The sequence below is a fragment of the Pseudofrankia sp. DC12 genome (assembly GCF_000966285.1).
Lineage (GTDB): Bacteria > Actinomycetota > Actinomycetes > Frankiales > Frankiaceae > Pseudofrankia.
On the sequence record NZ_KQ031391.1, the window covers coordinates 5,354,889 to 5,373,269 of the forward strand.

Annotated in this window: 15 protein-coding genes; 5 read left to right on the plus strand and 10 right to left on the minus strand. The window is 70.2% G+C overall.

The annotated features are described in order from the left end of the window. Nucleotides 1-21 precede the first annotated feature (21 nt). Genes FRADC12_RS31620 through FRADC12_RS28645 form a run of 3 tightly spaced genes read right to left on the minus strand, consistent with a single transcriptional unit; the run spans nucleotide 22 to nucleotide 933 of the window. On the minus strand, nucleotides 22-195 hold the full coding sequence (locus tag FRADC12_RS31620; RefSeq protein WP_157488977.1) for a hypothetical protein: 174 nt from the start codon (nucleotides 193-195) through the stop codon (nucleotides 22-24). A 58-nt stretch (nucleotides 196-253) separates the two neighbouring features. Next, nucleotides 254-550, minus strand: coding sequence for a DUF6036 family nucleotidyltransferase (locus FRADC12_RS28640; RefSeq protein ID WP_052711068.1), 297 nt, complete (start codon nucleotides 548-550; stop codon nucleotides 254-256). Beyond that, the gene (locus tag FRADC12_RS28645; RefSeq protein WP_052711069.1) at nucleotides 547-933 is read right to left on the minus strand and encodes a hypothetical protein; all 387 of its coding nucleotides are present in this window, start codon (nucleotides 931-933) and stop codon (nucleotides 547-549) included. The genes FRADC12_RS28640 and FRADC12_RS28645 overlap by 4 nt, the downstream gene beginning before the upstream one ends. 183 nt (nucleotides 934-1,116) lie before the next feature. Between FRADC12_RS28645 and FRADC12_RS21545 the strand changes: the two genes are divergently transcribed. After that, on the plus strand, nucleotides 1,117-2,856 hold the full coding sequence (locus FRADC12_RS21545; protein WP_045878003.1) for a serine/threonine-protein kinase: 1,740 nt from the start codon (nucleotides 1,117-1,119) through the stop codon (nucleotides 2,854-2,856). A gap of 236 nt (nucleotides 2,857-3,092) precedes the next feature. On the opposite strand, the gene FRADC12_RS21550 is transcribed toward FRADC12_RS21545, so the two are convergent. From FRADC12_RS21550 to FRADC12_RS21565, 4 genes are all read right to left on the minus strand, one after another. Then, on the minus strand, nucleotides 3,093-3,368 hold the full coding sequence (locus tag FRADC12_RS21550; RefSeq protein WP_045878004.1) for a hypothetical protein: 276 nt from the start codon (nucleotides 3,366-3,368) through the stop codon (nucleotides 3,093-3,095). Nucleotides 3,369-3,840: 472 nt separating this feature from the next. Beyond that, nucleotides 3,841-5,217 (minus strand): aldehyde dehydrogenase family protein, encoded by a 1,377-nt coding sequence (locus FRADC12_RS21555; RefSeq protein ID WP_045878005.1) that lies wholly within the window; start codon nucleotides 5,215-5,217, stop codon nucleotides 3,841-3,843. Next, nucleotides 5,217-6,344 (minus strand): phenylacetate--CoA ligase family protein, encoded by a 1,128-nt coding sequence (locus tag FRADC12_RS21560; protein ID WP_045878006.1) that lies wholly within the window; start codon nucleotides 6,342-6,344, stop codon nucleotides 5,217-5,219. Before FRADC12_RS21560 ends, FRADC12_RS21555 begins: the two co-directional genes overlap by 1 nt. A 90-nt stretch (nucleotides 6,345-6,434) precedes the next feature. Then, nucleotides 6,435-7,856 (minus strand): PP2C family protein-serine/threonine phosphatase, encoded by a 1,422-nt coding sequence (locus FRADC12_RS21565; RefSeq protein WP_045878007.1) that lies wholly within the window; start codon nucleotides 7,854-7,856, stop codon nucleotides 6,435-6,437. A 293-nt stretch (nucleotides 7,857-8,149) separates the two neighbouring features. Between FRADC12_RS21565 and FRADC12_RS33350 the strand changes: the two genes are divergently transcribed. The 3 genes from FRADC12_RS33350 (at nucleotide 8,150) to FRADC12_RS21585 (ending at nucleotide 13,656) form a co-directional block, all read left to right on the plus strand. After that, nucleotides 8,150-10,564: an ABC transporter ATP-binding protein gene (locus FRADC12_RS33350; RefSeq protein ID WP_232303949.1), complete on the plus strand. Its 2,415-nt coding sequence runs from the start codon at nucleotides 8,150-8,152 to the stop codon at nucleotides 10,562-10,564. A 236-nt stretch (nucleotides 10,565-10,800) separates the two neighbouring features. After that, the gene (locus FRADC12_RS21580; protein WP_045878008.1) at nucleotides 10,801-12,399 is read left to right on the plus strand and encodes a DUF262 domain-containing protein; all 1,599 of its coding nucleotides are present in this window, start codon (nucleotides 10,801-10,803) and stop codon (nucleotides 12,397-12,399) included. After that, nucleotides 12,400-13,656, plus strand: a complete 1,257-nt coding sequence (locus FRADC12_RS21585) for a type II toxin-antitoxin system HipA family toxin (RefSeq protein ID WP_052711070.1) — start codon at nucleotides 12,400-12,402, stop codon at nucleotides 13,654-13,656. A gap of 166 nt (nucleotides 13,657-13,822) precedes the next feature. Here FRADC12_RS21585 and ettA read toward each other — a convergent pair whose 3' ends face one another. Together ettA and FRADC12_RS21595 are read right to left on the minus strand one after the other, a co-directional pair. Next, nucleotides 13,823-15,505 (minus strand): energy-dependent translational throttle protein EttA, encoded by a 1,683-nt coding sequence (gene ettA / locus FRADC12_RS21590; RefSeq protein WP_045878009.1) that lies wholly within the window; start codon nucleotides 15,503-15,505, stop codon nucleotides 13,823-13,825. Nucleotides 15,506-15,589: 84 nt separating this feature from the next. After that, the gene (locus tag FRADC12_RS21595) at nucleotides 15,590-15,922 is read right to left on the minus strand and encodes an ArsR/SmtB family transcription factor (RefSeq protein WP_045879992.1); all 333 of its coding nucleotides are present in this window, start codon (nucleotides 15,920-15,922) and stop codon (nucleotides 15,590-15,592) included. A 167-nt stretch (nucleotides 15,923-16,089) separates the two neighbouring features. Here FRADC12_RS21595 and FRADC12_RS21600 point away from each other — a divergent pair, with 167 nt between their 5' ends. Further along, complete coding sequence (locus FRADC12_RS21600; protein ID WP_045878010.1) at nucleotides 16,090-17,811, plus strand: MFS transporter; 1,722 nt, start codon at nucleotides 16,090-16,092, stop codon at nucleotides 17,809-17,811. A 132-nt stretch (nucleotides 17,812-17,943) separates the two neighbouring features. Here FRADC12_RS21600 and FRADC12_RS21605 read toward each other — a convergent pair whose 3' ends face one another. Then, entirely contained in the window at nucleotides 17,944-18,381 is a 438-nt protein-coding gene (locus FRADC12_RS21605; RefSeq protein ID WP_502685278.1) for a globin, read from the minus strand.

The window sequence follows — 18,381 nt, forward strand, 5'->3', positions numbered from 1 at the left end:
TCCGGTGCATCAGGCTGATTGTCAGCGATCGGTGAGGACGTCCTCGATGACCAGACGTGCGCGCGGGGGTACGTCTTCGTCGGGGAAGATGCCTGCGCAGAGCGTGAGGATCTCATCGGTCGTGGTGAGACCGAGGTGCTTGACCAACAGCCGGATGTCGTCGGCGTCACGGCGACGGGCGGCGAGAACCTTCATGGCGAGCAGATGTTCGGGCGAGGCAGCGGATACCCGAAGGCCGGGATGGTCGAAGATCCTACGTGCGCCGGGTCGCCTCCCCGGCGACATAGGTACTTGCCTGCTCCTTGAGCCACCAGTGGGGGAGGCCGAGCTCGTCGGCGACCCCTCGGGCTTCGTCGATCACGATGCCATGTGGGTGGAAGACGGCGTCGATGTCACGGGTGGATCGCCGGGCGTCATGGGCGAGAGCCATCGCCGCGCCGCCGAAGACATAGAGGTCGGCCACGACGCCGCGGCGGGCGAGGCGTTCGCCGAGGCGGCGAAAGGCATCCTCGATCGCCGCCCGATCAAGAAGCGGATCGGAGTCGATCACGCGACCTGGAGTTCCTCGGGCGCGACAAATACGCCCCGCCGACGGAAGGCCGCAGGTGCGTGCACAAAGGCGTCGACCCGGGCGGCAGGTGTGTTGAACGGAAACCAGAACTGGTGCAGAGACCGCTGGTCTGCCCAGTCGGGCGCTCCCTGATCATCACGGGCCGCGAGGTGCTCGGCCAGCGCCGCAAGGAAAACATCCCACCGGGTGTCACCAGAGGGTGCGGGTTCCTCCGCGAGCAGCGTCTGGCGAGCCTCGGCAGGCTCCCAGCGGTAGTCCTCCAGGAACTCGGCGACCAAGCGCCAACGCCGGCTGTCGTCGGCTGTGGCCAGTAGCCGGCCGAGGCGGGCCAGGCTCAGTGGCTGGTAGGGCTGGGTCTCCACAGCGTCAACGTTACCTCTGCGTCGAGTGACCGTCCCTGGTCGGTGATCGACGCCGTGACTCACCAGCCTCGAAGGGCACCTGGGGCGGCGTTCTTCACGATGTCCCTTCCCATGCAGGACAACTCATGGCAAGTTCGGCGCGGTGGGGCCGACAGCGGCTGCGACACCTCGGCAGGGTGAGGCGTGACTGACCCGTACACGACGAACAGCGCGGGCTCGACCGACGAGCGGACTCGGCTCGCCGGCCGGTACCGCATAGACGGCCTGCTTGGCCGCGGCGGTATGAGCGAGGTCTTCTACGGCTACGACGAGCGGCTCGACCGCCCCGTCGCCATCAAGCTGCTCAGGCCACCCGGTGACCCGCCCGGCCGGCCGGGCAGCCCGGAACGCGCGGTGTTCGACGAGCAGCAGGGAATCAGCCAGAAGCGGTTTCTCCGGGAGATCCGGACAACCGCCAGCCTGGAGCATCCAGGCATCCCGGCTGTCTTCGACACCGGCGTCGACACGTTCCCGGACGGCAGGCGCCGGGTGTGGCTCGTCATGCAGCTGCTGCGCGGGTCCACTGTCGAGACGCTCATCGACAGCACCGACTATGAGGACGCGCCGCTCGGTATTTCCCATGCCGCGGGTATCGCCGCCCAGGTCGCGGCGGTGCTGGCCAGCGTTCACGCCGTCGATGTCGTCCACCGGGACATCAAGCCGGCGAACCTCGTTCTCGTGCCCGGCGGCTTCGTGAAGGTTCTCGACTTCGGCATCGCCATCCTGCGCGGCGCCGACGCTCCGCCGCGGCTGACGCAAGTCGATCACACGGTCGGCACCCCGGACTACATGTCGCCCGAGCAGCACCTCGGCAGCGTCATCACCGCGGCGTCGGACATCTACTCGCTCGGCTGCCTGCTGTTCGGTCTGCTCACCGGTGACCGGGTCTTCTACGTCACCGGAAGCGGTGAGTCGCTGCGCTCCCTGCACGTGCAGGCGGCACCGCCGCCGGTCACCGCGCTGCGGCCCGAGGTGCCCGCGCCGCTCGCCGCGCTCGTCGGCGCCATGCTCGCCAAGGACTTCCGCGATCGGCCCACGGCGGAGGCCGTATACCAGGTCCTTGCGCCCTGGGCGTCCGGTCAGCCGGCCGACCGCGAAGCGAGCAACGAACTCGACAGCGCCACCGCTGACGACCTCGATCCCACCCGACCGTTCCGGAGCCCACTACTGATCGCGGCCGGCAGCTTCGCCTCGCCTTCCAGCGGTGTGGGCGTCGCACCGCGTCGATTGAATGCGGGCCAACCAGCTGACCTGGCGTGGCGCGACGCCGACCGCCCGTTCGGCTTCCCCACAGGTGGGAACGCCCCGGCGATCGTTGCCACGCGCCTGTCAGACGACGAGGTCGACGCGGACCTCGTTCAGGTCGAGTCGCTCGTCGATGCCGACCGCCCGGCAGAGGCCATCGACCTGCTCGGGGCGGCAGTCGCGCGCGGCGCCCGGGATCCTGCCCGCGGGCTCGAACTGCGTCGGGTCCTCGCCGAGACGCTTTATCTCGCGGAGAAGTTCACTCGGGCCGCCGCCCTCAACGACACCGTTCGCGCCGAGTGCCTGCACTACGGCCTTGATCCCAGTCATCAGTGGGTGCTCGGCTGCGCGTACTACGCCGGACTCGCCTACGCCCGGACCGGCGAGCCAGCGAAGGCCCTCAACCGACTAGGCGCCTACCTCGACAATGCCGACACCGCGAAGGAAGATCCGCTGCGCCTCCTGCAGGCTCGCCGCACTGCCGCCTTCATGCTCGCCGCCACCGGCCAGACCAAGGCGGCGCTCGCCGCCTTTACCGATCTTCGTCACACCCTGGCCACCGTGCACGGCTCCGCCGCAACCGCCGAGCTGCAGAACCTCGACAAGATCATCAGGCGCCTCGGGTCGGCCACAGGATGAACGACCCAGTCCCGCCCCACCCTGCGGCCGACCGCTCTGAGCGCGCGGGCGTCTAGGCGAAGGGTGGGTCGCCACGACAAGAAGGTCGTGATTACTGGTCGAGAAACTTGGCGGCCTCGGCTGGGTCCATGATGTTGGACCAGGTCTGTTCTTCGGGGGCCACTGCCCGCTGGAGCATGCGTAGTCGAGATCCTCTCGCAGGCAGCGCAGCGTGGGGCGGGCCCGTCCGGCCACCGTCAGCCGTCCTCTTCGACGCCGCCGACGGCGTCGAGTTCAGCACGGGTCATCCCTGCGAGCAGTGCTATCCGCGACGCGCGGCTACCGTCGAGCTCGGTCAGCAGCTCGCGCATCCCGGACTGCATCTCCTCGCGGCGGGCGTCCAGGTAGAAGGCGACCGCCGCCTCGACGAGATCCTTCTTGCTCATGTGCAGGTAGTGCGCCCCGCTGGTGATCAGTTTGTCCCCTTCCGGGGAGATCTTGACCGTAACCTGGCGGGGCGTCGGCTCGATCATCGCCGGTCCGCTCCTTCCATGCGAACGCTGGGCTCGCGGGTGCCTCTAGTACCTCCCAGGTACCCCATCAGAGGCTAACCCCGAGCGCGACCGAGCATCGGCTCCGCGGGCTAGTCCGCCAGACCGGCAGGGCATCCGGTCTTCGCCGGCCCGCGGAGAGTCTGTAGCGATCTCGGGGCTCCCGGCCAGCGCGGCGCCCGGGTGGAGTTGCTGTTCGGCCACAGCGGTGCGGAGGCGTGACGTGATCGCTACTCGGCCGGCTGAGCCGGGACGTCCCGGGGCCGCGGTCCGGCGGCTCCGGTGCTCTCGCGGGACCTTGATCGGGGTTTTGGCCCTGTGGTGGTCGTGACGAGGCTGTTTCCACGACCACCCCGGGGCCGAAACGGCGATCATGCTCGGCAGGCTGGCCCGGTAGGCGGGCCCCGGCGATCATGACAGGCAGGTGGGCCCAGGCAGGCGGCGCGGCGGGCGGTCAGGGGCGGGCTACGGCCTTGGTGCGCATGAGGAACTCGCCGAGGTAGGCGTCGTGCGGGACGTCGGGGCGCATCCAGTAGGTCGGGGTGTCCCCGAGGTAGACGTTGCTGATCGTCGGGTCGTCCACCAGGCGGTCGACCAGCTCGGCGTCGTCGGTGAGCGCGGTGAGCACCAGGCTTTCCCGCAGGGGCCCGACCCCGTCGGCCGCCGACCAGGGGGCCACCCAGACGCACGGGAAGCCCAGCTCGATGCCGGTTTGCGGGGAATCGGAGCGGTCGACCTGGAAGACGGCCGGCCGCAGGGCGGCGCCACCGTCGGGCAGCGGGTCGACGATCCCGTCACCGCCGAGGCGTGGGGTGGCGTCGCCCGCGTGGTCGAGCAGGTACTTCTCGATGGCCCGGGCCTGGGCTATCGGCTGGATGGGCAGCACCGCCCGCTCGTCCGTCGAGGGCAGGGTCGGCAGCGCGCCGAGTCGTTCGGCGAGGGCCTCGGCCAGGGGCGTCGGGTCGCCGTCGACGAAGACAGCGGTCGCGTTCACGCACGCCGTGCCACCCCCGGCGGCGACCGAGTCGGCGATCATGTCGAGGTGGGGGCGCCAGTCGCCGCCCGAGACGAGGATCTTCGAACGGCCCGGGCCCTGCGGCAGGACCGAGCTGTCGGCGGCGTACTTGCGGACGACGTCGTCACCGCCGTAGGCCATCGAGAGGTCGGCCTCACGCAGGATGTCGTCGGCCACGGCGTGGTCGGTCGGCAGCAGCACCACCTGGTCGGCGCCGAAGCCCGCGTCGCGCAGCGCGCTGACCAGGCGGAACGGGGTCAACGGCTCGCGGCGCGATGGCCGGACCGCGACCCGGTACCCGAGAGCCAGCGCCTCCGGCCACAGCGCGTGCACGCCGGGGTGGTTGCCGGCGGCGTGCACCCCGAACACGTCGCCGCGCCGGGTCCAGACGGCCCGCCCGTACCTGGTCGCCGGATCCCGCCAGCTCTCGACGGCGGCGGTCGGCCGGGCGCAGTCGGCATCCGGGCCGGCTCCGGCGAGGCTGCGCGCGATCTGTTTCGCGGCCTCGCGCACGACGGCGATCGGCATCCCGCAGATCCGGCTGACCAGCCGCGCGTAGTCCTCGGTCGCGAGCCCGGCCGGGGTTCCCCGCTCGAACGCCTCGGCCGCGCGGGTGAGCGCAGCCAGCCGCTCCTCGTACGGCATCGTCGTCGCCCGTCGCAGGGCGGCCATGGCCCGGTGGACGAACACCCTCGGCACCAGGCTCAGCTCGGCGACCGGCGTCCCGGCCACGTCGTTGATCGCCAGTGGCTCCCTGGACCGGAAGGGCCCGTTTGGCCCGAGCGCGTCCAGCTGGAACAGCCCGGCGGCGGGCATCAGTACACCCCCTCGATGACGGTCCCGCCGCCGAACTCCTGCAGCGGCGCGACGTCGGCGACCGAGTCGCCGATCTGGATGGACCCCGGCACGGGCTCGACGCGGGTGGCCTCGTCGCGCTCCAGGTTGTTCGGCAGCAACGCGGACCGGCTGACGTGGCTCATCACTACCTGTCCGCGGGCGCCGTACTCGACCGGCCGGCCGGTTTCCGGGTCGATCACCGAGAAGGTGATGTAGGGCGTCGGCGGGTCGAACACACACCGGTCCTGCGCCGTGATCCCGAGGCGCTCGACCGCGGCGCCGAGGATCATCGTGCTGCCGTAGCGGCCGTAGAGCGCGACGTCGGGGAAGATCTCGGTCATGTACAGGTAGCGGCTGTCGGCGTCGAGGTGCGCGCCGCCCCATTCGATGATCCGCACCTTGGCGTTGACGAGATCCACCAGCTCCTCGCGGCGGGCCAGGCGCTCCAGCAGCGGCGGCGTGATGACCATGACCCGGATGTCCTGCGTCGTGAGCACGTGCCGGGCCTGGTCGATGAGGTGCTCGGCGTAGCGGTCGGCCTCGTCGGCCCGGCCCTCGGCGATGGAGCGCTTCACCCAGCGGGGGTCGAGGTCAATGGTGAACCTCATCCTTCCGACCCGGCGGACGGCCCGTTCGAGGAAGGCGCCGAACATGTGCGGGCCACTCGGTGTGACCGCCAGCCAGTCGACGCCGGTGGGATAGGAACGAGCGGTCATGTCGGCCGTGAGGTAGTCGTTCAGCCAGTTCATCCAGTCGTCGAGGAAGACCACGCGCTTGGGCGCTCCGGTGGTCCCGCCGCTGTCGTAAACCCCGGTGATCCCCGGGTCCGGGCCGTAGCCGCGGGGGATGAGGTCATGGGCTGGGATCTCGCGCAGCAGGTCCACCAGGTTGGGGAACTTCGCCAGATCGGCGATGGTGTGCACGTCGCGTCGCGGGTCGAAGCCCAGCTGGTCGGCCACCCGCACCCAGAACGGCGAGCCGGTGGCCGGGTCGAAGTGCCAGCGCATCGCGGCCTCGATGAACTCGGCCTCCGGCACCGGTTCGCCCGGCCGGTGGTCGAGCACCGGCTCGGGCAGGCGCACGTCCAGATCGGTGAGCCCAGACATCACTTGTCGCCCCCGTTCGTCATGTCCACGTCCTCCTGGTCGGTCGAATCCGTGGTCCGGCCCGGTATCGCCCTGGACTGGTGGTCGTGTTCAGCCGAGGCCCAGCCAGCCGTGAAGTGAGCCGCGCCGGCGCCGGCCCGCCGGCCGGTCCGTGGGTGACGGGACCGGGCCGGCTGGCACCTCCGCGACCAGCAGGGCGACGTCGTCCTGCAGAGCGGAGCCGGTCCAGTGCTGGACCGCGTCCACCAGCCGCGTGAGGCCCTCGTCGAGCGAGCCGGTCCGGCCGAGTGCGCGCTCGACGGCGGGCAGCAGTGGGAAGAACGCGCGGGTCCGGGGCTCACGCGCCTCAGCGATCCCGTCGGTGTAGAGGAGCAGACGGTCGCCGGGACGGACCGGCACCGTGAGCGTGCTCGAGGAGCGTGCGCCCAGTCCGAGGGGCGGCTGGCGCTGCGGCGGGGCGAGGAGCCGGGCGCGGCCGTCGCGGAGCAGCACCGGGTCGGGATGGCCCGCGCTGACGAGGGTGAGCCGGTCCGGGCCGAACTGGGCGACGATGCCGGTCACGAAGTCGTCCAGCCCAGCCACCGAGGCGACCTCGGCGTCGAGGTCCGGGACGATGGCGCAGACGTCGGTTCGCCTGCGGGCGACCACCCGGAAACAGCCGAGCACCCGGCTGGCGAGCCGGACCGCGTCGAGACCCTTGCCGCGGGTGTCACCGAGCAGCAGGCGGGTTCCCCAGGGGCTGTCGATCATCTCGTACAGGTCGCCGCCGACCGACGCTTCGGTCGCGGCGCTCTCGTAGCGGACGGCGAGGCGTAGGCCGGCGGCGGAGGTCGCCGGCAGGTCCGAGAGAATCGCGCGCTGCGCCGTGTTGGCGACCTGGGTGATGTTCGCGAGCTTCGTCTCGCGACCCGTGTTGTAGCGGCTGGCGAGGACCGCCATCACACCGCCGACGAGGATTCCGGCCAGGCGGGCGGTCAGCGCCGGCAACCCGCCGTGCGCCGGGTCCCACAGGTGCTCCCACCAGATCGAGAAACCACCCGCGGCGAGCGCGAGGCCGGCGAAGATCGAGGTCATCCGGGGGCCGGCGAGGTTCGCAGCCACCATCGGGACCAGCACGGTGTATCCGATGTATGTCCACGTCCGGTTGCTCAGTTCAACGCCCATCACGGCGGCGAGTGTCAGCAGCGGGAGCACGATCGCCCGCCACGGCGGCCAGGCGGATGGCCGGGACTCGGCCGTCGGCGCGGCAGCCCGCCTGGTCACGGTGGGCCGGGCGGGCATGGTGGGCCGGGCGGGCATGGTGGGCCGGGCGGGCACGGCGGCGCGGGTGCCGCCGTGCCGGGTGGTCTTCGGCGGTGCTGTCGTCCCGGGCCGCAGGCGGCGGGCAACGGCGGCGGCCAGCGGGTCCGGCGGATGCGCCGGCCAGGCGGACCCGTGAGGTGCGGGGGCGTGGCGCGCCGCGGCTGGCGATCGTCCGCCCTGCCCGTGATGGGCCGAGGGACTCTCACGCATACCCTCGCCCCTACCCGACTCGCGATCCTGGTAACCGAACGTAGCCAGTCGTCCGGGTGTGGTCGCGACCTGCGGGAATGAGATCCGCGCCCGCTACGCGGGACGGCGACGGATCGCCGAGCGTCGGCCGTGCGCGAACGCCGCGTGTCCGGCATCCGTGGCAAGGCAGGATGGGCCGGCAGGGTCCGAGCCACGGCCGGCGTCCTTCCAGCTGGGACGGGCGGGCCACGTCGCCCGGCCCCGACCGTCGGATGGCCGGCCGGTCGGGGCTGGCGATCCGCTGAGGGGGATGGATGCCGGGACCGCGGCGCCGCCGTGGCAGGGGCGTACCCGAACCTGACGACTCCGCGCTGCCGAGCGGGCTGACCGGGCCGGTCGACATTCCGGACCCGCCGCCGCCGCCACGGCTGCCGCGGCGGGAACGCTTCCGCCAGGGTGTGCGCAGTGCCGTGGCGACGGCCGCCGGGCTGCCCCGGGTGCTGCGCCTGTGCTGGCAGGCCAGCCCGTGGGCGACGGTCCTGCTCGCCGTACTGACCGTCGTGGTCGGCCTCTTCCCCGCGCTGACGGCGTCGACGGCCCGGCTGCTCGTCGACGCCGTGGTGCACGCGGTCGAGATCCGTGCGTCGCACCGGCCCGACCGGGCGACCCTGGTGCTGCCCCTGCCGGGCAGCCCGCACGTGGCGACGACGTCCAGCACCCACGTCGTCTTCTGGCTGGCCGTCACCCAGTTCGTCGTCTACACGGTCAGCGAGGTGCTGACGGCGGCGCGGTCGATCGTGCAGCGCGTCCTGTCCGACCGGCTGTCGCTGACCGTCTCGACCATGGTCGTCGCCAAGGCCAGCCAGCTGGAGCTCAGCTTCTTCGAGCAGTCCGAGTCCTACGACCTGCTGCAGCGGGCCGCCGACCAGGGCACCAGGCCGTTCAACACGCTGACGACGTTCTTCGGGCTGCTACAGACGCTGGTGACCTTCGCCAGCATGATCGGACTGTTGATCGGCCTGAACCCGTGGCTTGGCCTCATCGTGCTGGTCGCCCCGATCCCTGCGTTCATCGTCGACACCCGCTATGGCCGGTGGACCTATGCCCGCAGCCGGTGGACCTCGCCGGTCAACCGGCGAATCGTGTATCTCCAGCGGTTGCTGACCACGGACAACGACGCCAAGGAAATCAAGATCTTCAACCTTGGCCCGTACCTGGTCGAGCGGTTCCGGCTGCTGTCCGCGAACTACAACCAGCGGCTGCGGGAGCTGTCCATCCGGCGTCAGCTCGCCGAGCTGGGCTGGAGCCTGCTCAGTGAGATCGCTCGCTCCGGCAGCTACCTGTACGTCGCCCTGCAGGCCGCCGCCGGCGCCCTGACCCTCGGTGACCTCACGCTGTACGGCACGGCGGCCTCCAGCGTGCAGGGCGGGGTCTCGAGCATGCTCAGCTCGCTGACCCAGATGTACGAGAACAACCTCTACGTCGACGACCTCTACCGCCTGCTGGCGGCACCGACCGAGACCGAGCTCCAGGCGGCAAGGGCTGCGGCTCGGGCCGAACTCGCGACGGCCGGGCCGGTGGCGCCGGGATCGACGCCCCCGCCACGGCAATCGCCCGAGGACGCGCTTTCGACGGCTGACGAGGGGTCCACTGGTGGGTCGTCTCCGGCGGAGCCGTCTCCGGCGGAGCCGGTTCCAACGGGATCGGCTCTGGCGGGACCAGTCACCGCGGGCACGGCTGTCGGCTCGTTGGACGGCCGGCCGAAGCGGCCACGCGGATCGGCGGCCGCGCTCACGAAGCCAGGTCCGTGGACGGCCGGAGGCCCACCGCCCGAGCCGGTTCCGCGGTCCATCGTCGCCGCGTTCGCCCCGACGCCGCTGCCCGTCCCGTTGCGCGGCGACGTCGTGTTCGACCACGTCTCGTTCCACTACCCCGGCACCGACCGCAACGCCCTGGTCGACGTCACCTTCGAGGTCGCGGCGGGGGAGACGATCGCGATCGTCGGACGTAACGGAGCGGGCAAGTCGACGCTGATCAAGCTGCTGTGCCGGCTCTACTCGCCGGACGAGGGCCGGATTCTCATCGACGGCGTCGACATCGCCGACGTGGATGCGGACGTGCTCCGCTCGCAGTTCGGCGCGGTCTTCCAGGACCATGTGTCGTTCCAGGCGAGCGCCGCGGAGAACATCGGACTGGGCCAGCTCGACGAGCTCGAGGACCGGCCCCGCGTGGAGGGGGCGGGTGTCGCGGGCGGCGCGGACGAGTTCATCCGGGATCTCGCCCACGGCTACGACACGGCTCTGGGCCGCTGGTTCGGCAACGGCGTGAACCTGTCCGGCGGCCAGTGGCAGAAGGTCGCCCTTTCTCGTGGCTTCATGCGCGAGGCCCGCATCCTGGTGCTCGACGAGCCGAGCGCGGCGCTCGACGCCCGCGCCGAGCACGACCTGTTCGCGCGGCTGCGCGCGCTCGCGACCAACCGCACGGCCTTCTACATCTCGCACCGGTTCTCCACGGTCCGCCAGGCCGACCGGATCATCTTCCTGGAAGGCGGAGGCATCACCGAGTCCGGAACCCACCAGGAGCTGATGGCCCGGGGCGGCCAGTACGCCGAGCTCTTCACCCTCCAGGCCGCCGCCTACACCGACGACGGGGTCCCCGAGCGGCCAGCCCAGTCTCACCGTCCAGGTACGAGGGCGGGATCACCCCCGGATCCTCGGCCCAGCGGTTGACGGCGGTCAGGCAGCACCCACGACACCGCTCGGGTATTGGTTTGATTTCGACCCAATGGGCTCGATCAAGCCCGTAGCCCGGTTGTAATGGCCGCGTCCCGCCGAACTCCTCTGACGCCCCTGGCGCTGCGGGAGCGGCCTACGTCGCAACCGGTTCGAAGCGGGGTAGAATCAGCAGTCCACTCGATCCCGAAAACGCTGACCGTCTCAGGAACAGGCACCGAGGAGCGCGCGCCATGACAACCCAGGCTCTTCTCGATGGCTCGGGATCCGAGAGGTTCAGTATCCCCGCTCTGGTCCAGCTCGTGCGGCAGGGTTCCGTTCGCGTCCCCGTGTACCAGCGGGACTTCGTCTGGGATGCGGGCGATGTTCGCGACCTCTTTGACAGCATCTATCGGGGCTTCCCGGTAGGAACTCTGCTCTTCTGGCGGCACAGCGCCCCGGCTGGTGCCGCCTCACTCGGTCCGATTGCGATGAACGTCGAAGCGGATGAACACGCGTACTGGGTTGTCGACGGTCAGCAGCGTATTATCTCGCTGGTTGGCTCCCTTGCGTCGGAATTTGAGGATATCGACGAGCGTTTTGAGGTATATTTCGATCTTGCGAGCCAGCGCTTCGTCAACCTCCGAAAGGGGGTCCGTCCACCGCGTGCTGTTCCGGTCCGAGAGGCTCTTGAGACGAAGTCGCTGCTCGCTTGGCTGCGGCAGCATGCCGATGACCTGGAAGTGGCTGACTACGATCTCGCGGATCGTCTCGGCGGGGCGATCCGCGATTACAGGATTCCTGCCTACGTCGTTACTGGCGACGACCAGGAACTGCTACGCAAGGTTTTCGATCGAGTCAACACCGCTGGTAGACCAATGAGCCGGGCGCAGGTGTTCCATGCGCTCTTCGCTGGTGAGACCAAGATGGGGAGCCCCGCCAGCGTCGTCGCCGCCCTGCGCACGATGAAGTTTGGTGAGCTAGGCGAAGACCGGGTCGTGCAGAGCCTGCTCGGAATCCGCGGGGGCAACATTCAGCGAGACCTCCACGACGAGTTCGGTGCCGATGAGAACGTGGCAAGCTGGTACGACCAGACTGAACAGGCCCTTGCCAAAGCGATCAGCTTCCTCCGGGCCGAGGGAGTGGACCACCTGCTGCTGGTCCCTCACACATTGCCGATACCGGTGCTCGCCACGTTCTTCCACCTCCATCCCGATCCGCAGCCGTGGACGCTCCGGCTGCTGGCGCGCTGGCTCTGGCGTGGCTGGGTACACGACTTCGGGCAGGGCGGCGGACAGACTCCGATCCTTCGCCGCGCCATTAATTCCATCAACCCGCAGAAACTGGCTGGCCAGGTACCCGACGAGTACTCCGCGGCCAGGTCACTTCTCGGCTGCTCCACGGATGGCCCGGCGCCGGACCTGCCGTTGAACAATTTCAACCCGAACCACGCCCGCAGCAGGCTTGTGATGCTGGCGTTGGCATCGCTACACCCGAGGACAAGCGATGGCATCCTTGTCGACCTGGCCGAAGAAGTGGAAGCACATGGTTCCGGTGCGATCACGCCGATCGTCCGTGGCTACCGCTCCCGCGCCGCAGCCCGAGCTTTCTGGCCCAGTGGCTCGGCGCGTATGGCCCTGACCAGCGATCCGAGGGTACTCGCCAGCCATGCGATCGATGAGGCGGCCATCACTGCTCTTCGCGCCGGCCAGGTCGAACGATTTGTCGTCCGGCGCGAAGAGCTGATCAAAAATATTCTGAGTGGTTTCCTGGACAGCAGAATCGAGCCGGGAGGCCTCGTCCGACCGCCGCTCGCAGACCTCATCGCGACTGGGATTACGGAGGAGGTCTAAGTGTCTGCCGACTCCGTACTGCTCATCCAGCTCCAAGCTGTCACAGGTGACTGGGTCGACGTGGGTTATCTTCGCAGCACTCGCGACCAGACGAACTGGTTTGAGTTTCTCGAGTCCTATTGGAACCTGCAGGACAGGCCGGTGCTGGGTCAGGTCTTCGAGGAACACGGCCGATCCTGGACCCCGAGTGCCCGCGTCGCGCTTCCGCACTGGTTCTCTCATCTTCTTTCTGAGGGCATGCTTCGACGGGCGGTAGCGGAAGCCGCGCACGTGAACACCCACCGAGAGTTCGAGCTGCTCAGACGCCTTGGCGCCGCAGATCTGCCTGGAGCAGTCCGGGCTGTCTCGACGACGGTGCTTCGCGATGACTCTGTGTCGCCCAGCCATCCGGCGGAGAATGATTCGGCGGAGTATGTCGACCCGCTGCTCAAGTTCAGCCTGGCGGGTGTGCAGCTGAAGTTCTCGGTCTATGGCGATGAACGCGGCCTGACGGTTCCCGCGCGTGGGCGGGCAGGTAATGTAATCCTGAAGTTCCCCGACGGGCGCCCGGGTTTTTCCGGTGTGCCTCAGGCCGAGCTGGGGAGCCTTGAGCTGGCACGCGCGGCTGAGATCGAGGCGCCAAAGGCTTTTCTCGTGGCGCCGTCCGCGGTGGGAGGACTCGAAGACTGGGCGAAGCGTACCTCTGAATCGGCGCTTGCCGTGCCGCGTTTCGACCGAGGGCTCGCGGACAAGCGTGTGCATATGGAGGAGATCGCGCAGGTCATGGATATTCCTACAGCCAGGGAGTCCGCCAAGTACCGTCGCGCGAACTTCGAGACGATCGCTGTGATCGTTGAGGCGCTGACCGGCACGGCCAACGTCGGTGATGTCATCGACAGGATCGTTCTCAATGTTCTTGTTGGAAACGGGGACGCTCATCTGAAGAACTGGGCGGTGTTGTACCCGGACGGGCGCCGACCCGTTCTGAGCCCTGTCTACGATGTGGTTCCGACTGTCCTCTACATGCCCAACGACGACCTTGGCCTGAATCTTGGCGGCTCGAAGAAGTTCAGTGACATCACGGCCGGCAGCTTCGACCGCATCGGGAGCCGCACACAATTCGGCGTCACGGAAAGCCGGCGGCGGGTTGCCGACGCTGTGAGCAGGGTGCTCGACAACTGGTCGGTGCTACGGGACCATCTGGCGGCAGAGGACCTGCGTCGCCTCACTGATCGGCAAGCTACGCTCGCTCTCCTCGGGCACTCCCGACCGGTGTAGGCCGATCGCCTGGCTTACGATTTCCAGATGCTCGAAGCCGGTGGTCTCCCTCGGCCGCCGAGTGGGACACGGACCGACGAACCGCTCTGTGCGGAACGGACGTCATCAGCAGTCGTCGCCCTGGGCTGCCGCGGCATGCGGCGGCCCAGGGCCACGTTGGCGTGGTTCAGTCGCGGTTGAGCTTGCGGTAGGTGACGCGGTGGGGGCGGGCGGCCTCCAGGCCGAGGCGCTCCAGCTTGTTGGCCTCGTAGTCGGCGAAGTTGCCCTCGAACCAGAACCACCTGGCCGGGTTCTGCTCGTCGCCCTCCCAGGCGAGGATGTGCGTGGCGACCCGGTCGAGGAACCACCGGTCGTGGGAGATGACCACGGCGCAGCCGGCGAACTCCAGCAGCGCGTCCTCCAGCGAGCGCAGCGTCTCGACGTCGAGGTCGTTGGTCGGCTCGTCGAGCAGCAGCACGTTGCCGCCGTGCTTGAGCGTCAGCGCCAGGTTCAGCCGGTTGCGCTCGCCGCCCGAGAGCACCCCGACCGGCTTCTGCTGGTCCGGGCCCTTGAAACCGAACGAGGACACGTACGCCCGGCTCGGGAAGTCGACCTTGCCGACGATGATGTGGTCGAGCCCGTCGGAGACGACCTGCCAGACGTTCTTCTTGCCGTCCAGGCCGCTGCGCGACTGGTCGACGTAGGAGATGTCGACCGTGTCGCCCACGGCCAGCGCGCCGGCGTCGGGCGTCGCCTCGCCGGTGAGCATGGTGAACAGGGTGGTCTTGCCGACGCCGTTCGGGCCGATGATCCCGACGATGCCACCGCGCGGCAGGCTGAACGACAGGTTGTCGATCAGCACCCGGTCGCCGAAGCCCTTCGTGAGGTTCTTGGCCTCGATCACCAGGTTGCCCAGGCGCGGGCCGGGCGGGATCTGGATGTCGTCGAAGTCGCGCGGCCTGGACTTGTCCGCCTCGGCCGCGAGCTCCTCGTAGCGGGACAGGCGGGCCTTGCTCTTGGCCTGGCGCGCCTTGGGGCTGGAGCGGACCCATTCAAGCTCCTGGGCCAGCATCCGGCGCCGCTTGGCGTCCTTCTGGCCCTCGACCTTGACCCGGGCGGCCTTGTTCTCCAGGTAGGTGGAGTAGTTGCCCTCGTAGGGGATCGCCCGGCCGCGGTCGAGCTCCAGGATCCAGCCGGCCACGTTGTCCAGGAAGTACCGGTCGTGCGTGACGGCCAGCACGGCGCCGGCGTAGCGGGCCAGGTGCTGCTCCAGCCAGAGCACCGACTCGGCGTCCAGGTGGTTGGTCGGCTCGTCGAGCAGCAGCAGGTCGGGGGCCTCCAGCAGCAGCCGGCACAGCGCCACCCGGCGGCGCTCGCCACCCGAGAGCTTGGAGACGTCGGCGTCGCCCGGCGGCAGCCGCAGCGCGTCCATCGCCTGGTCGAGCTGGCTGTCGAGCTCCCAGGCGTTCGCGGCCTCGATCTTGTCGATCAGCGCGGCCTGGTCGGCGAGCAGTGTGTCGAAGTCGGCGTCCGGGTCGGCCAACTTCTCGTTGATGAACTCGTAGTCGGCGAGGACCTTGCGGATCTCGGCGACGCCGTCCTCGACGTTGCCGCGGACGTCCTTGGTCTCGTCGAGGACCGGCTCCTGCGCGAGCATCCCGACCGTGTACCCGGGGGAGAGGATCGCGTCGCCGTTGCTTGGGTGGTCGAGGCCGGCCATCAGCTTGAGCAGCGTCGACTTGCCCGCCCCGTTCGGGCCGACCACGCCGATCTTGGCCCCGGGCAGGAACGCCAGGGTCACGTCGTCGAGGACGACCTTCTCGCCGTGGGCTTTGCGCGCCTTGCGCATCTGGAAGACGTACTGGGCCATGGGCCAACCCTATTGGTAGCCCGGCCGGAGCTGGCGAGGCGGTGATCGAGCCCTACCGAGGAGACCCGGCGCCCCGGCGGCGGGTTACGGTGCGGTGGCCGCGCCGAGGCTCCCGGCCGCCGGGGCGCCAGCCAGGATGGAGGCGAGCAGGCCGGGGAAGCGGGAGTCGAGGTCCGCGCAGCGCAGCCGCGAGTACTTGGAGGTGCCCTCCGCGCGGGTCGCGATGATGCCCGCCTCCCGCAGCGCGCGCAGGTGGTGGCTGAGGGTCGACTTGCCGATCCGCCCGTCCAGGAGCGCCCCGCACGCCAGCTCGTCGCACTGGGCCAGCTCCACCACGATGGCCAGCCGCGTCGGTTCGCCCAGCGCGCCCAGCACCGTCACCAGGTCGAGGTCCTCGGCTGCCGGGCCCGGCAGCATGGCCGTCACGCCCACCTCCCGCGCACTCAGGTGCCGTCCGCCGTTGGGATCTCACCCAACCACAACGGACAACTTTCCGAGGCTCGTCGGCCTTCCCGGGAATGCCTGGGGGCGCGGGCGCCTTCGCTTAGTTCGACAGATCTCGAACTAAGAGCCTGAGGAGCCTCATGGTCTCCACCAGAGTCGACGAGCCGGCGGCCGCCGTGACGTCCGTGTCCGGACCGGCGCCGATGCCCGCCACGACGCTGTCGCCCTCGACCACGCTGTCGCCCTCGACCACGCTGTCGCCCTCGACCACAACCAGCGCGCCACCCGCCCAGCTTCCCGTGCCGGCGGGCCAGGCCGAGCCGGACCCCCGCCGGTGGCGGGTGCTGCCCGCGATCCTCGTCGCGACCTTCATGTCCCTGTTCGACATCTTCGTGGTGAATGTGGCGGCCCCCAGCATCGGCGCGGACCTGAAGGCGTCGAACGCCGGCCTGGAGCTGATCGTCGCCGGCTACTCCTTCGCCTACGCCGCTGGCCTGATCACCGGCGGCCGCCTGGGCGACCGGTCCGGCCGGCGCCGGATGTTCCTGGCCGGGATGGCCCTGTTCACCGTCGCGTCGGCGGTCTGTGGGTTCGCCCCGAGCGAGACCGCGCTGATCGTCGGCCGGCTGGCCCAGGGCGCCGGCGCGGCGGCGATGGTGCCGCAGGCGCTGGCCATCATCAACGTGATCTTCCCGCCGGCCGAGCGGGCCCGCGCGTTCGCGTTCTTCGGCGTCACCGTCGGCCTCGGCGCCGTGTCGGGCCAGGTCATCGGCGGTCTGCTGGTCGACCTGGACGTCTTCGGGCTCGGCTGGCGGCCCATCTTCCTGGTGAACGTGCCGATCGGGATCGTCGCGATGGCCGTGGTGTGGCGGATGCTCGCCGAGTCGAAGTCCGCCAGGCCCGAGCCGCTCGACCTGCCCGGGCTCGCGGCGCTCGCGGCCGGCCTCGGGCTGGTGCTCGTCCCGCTGACGCTCGGCCGGGACGAGGGCTGGCCGCTGTGGATCTGGCTGACGCTCGCCGCGGGCGCCGTCGTGCTGGCCGCCTTCGCCCGCTGGGAGGTCCGGCTCGCCCGGACCGGCGGCTACCCGATCGTCCCGCCGGCGGTGCTGCGGTCCCGCCGGACCATCGCCGGGCTGCTGGTCAGCTTCGGGTTCTTCACGTTCTTCGGCAGCTTCCTGCTGGCGGCGACGATCTTCCTGCAGGACGGGCAGCACCGCTCGCCGCTGAACGCGGGCCTCGTGTTCGGCCCGCTGGGAGTCGCCTTCGCGCTGTCGTCCATGGCCGCGCGTGGCCTGGTGGCCAAGTACGGCCCGCGGACGCTGACCGCCGGTGCCGCGATCAGCTTCGTCGGCCTGGCCGTGCTGCTGGCGCTGGTCCTCGCCGAGGGAACCGGCGTCCCGACAGCCGAGCTGATGCCGCCGCTGCTGGCCATGGGCGTCGGCAACGGACTGATCATCCCGGCGCTGGTCGCGGCGGTCCTCGCCGGGGCGCCCGCGGACGTGAGCGGGGCGGTCAGTGGGCTGCTCACGACGACGCAGCAGGCGTCGGCGGCACTCGGCGTGGCCGGGGTCGGCACCGTGTTCTTCGGGGTGGCGGCTCGTCACGGGCTGGCGGACGGCTTCGTCGCGTCGATCGTGATCGGTCTGGCCGCCGTCGCCATCGCCGGTGCCGGAACGCTCCTGCTGCCACGCGGCGACGCTGGACCCGTTGCCGTCGCGGTGAGCCCGGTCCGGGCCGCCGCCCGCGGCGACGACCTCGACGAGATCAGGGAGGTGCCCGCCCTGGCGGGTGTGCCGGCCGGCTGGGCGGTGGCCGTGCCGGTGCAGGTCAGCGGTGGCCCGGAGCTGTCGGCGAGTCTCTAGCCACGCGGTACGGCGGGGCGTGGCGGCGAAGGTGGCCGTCCCGTCCCGCCGCGTGTCGGCTCAGGGCCGGTTCTGCCCGCGGTGTCAGGGCCGGTTCTGCCCGCGGTGTCAGGGCCGGTTCTGCCCGCGGTGTCAGGGCCGGTTCTGCATGGAATGGGCGGCGTAGACGAGGTAGTCCCACAGCGTCGCCCCCTGCTCGGGCGGCAGCTCGAGGGAGTCGACGGCGGCGCGCATCTGGGCGATCCAGGCGTCGCGCTCCGCCGGGCCGATCGCGAACGGGACATGCCGCATCCGCAGCCGGGGGTGGCCGCGCGTCTCGTGGTAGGTCGCCGGACCACCCCAGTACTGGATCAGGAACAGCCGCAGCCGCTCCTCGGCCGGGCCGAGGTCCTCCTCCGGGTAGAGCGGCCGCAGGACGGGGTCGGCGGCGACACCCTCGTAGAACCGGGCCACCAGGCGGCGGAAGGTCTCCTCGCCGCCGACGGTCTCGAAGAACGTCTCCGTCGGCGGCGCCGAGAACGACGGGATCGGCCGCGGTGGGGTCGGCTGTGCGGGCGACGGCTGGTTCAC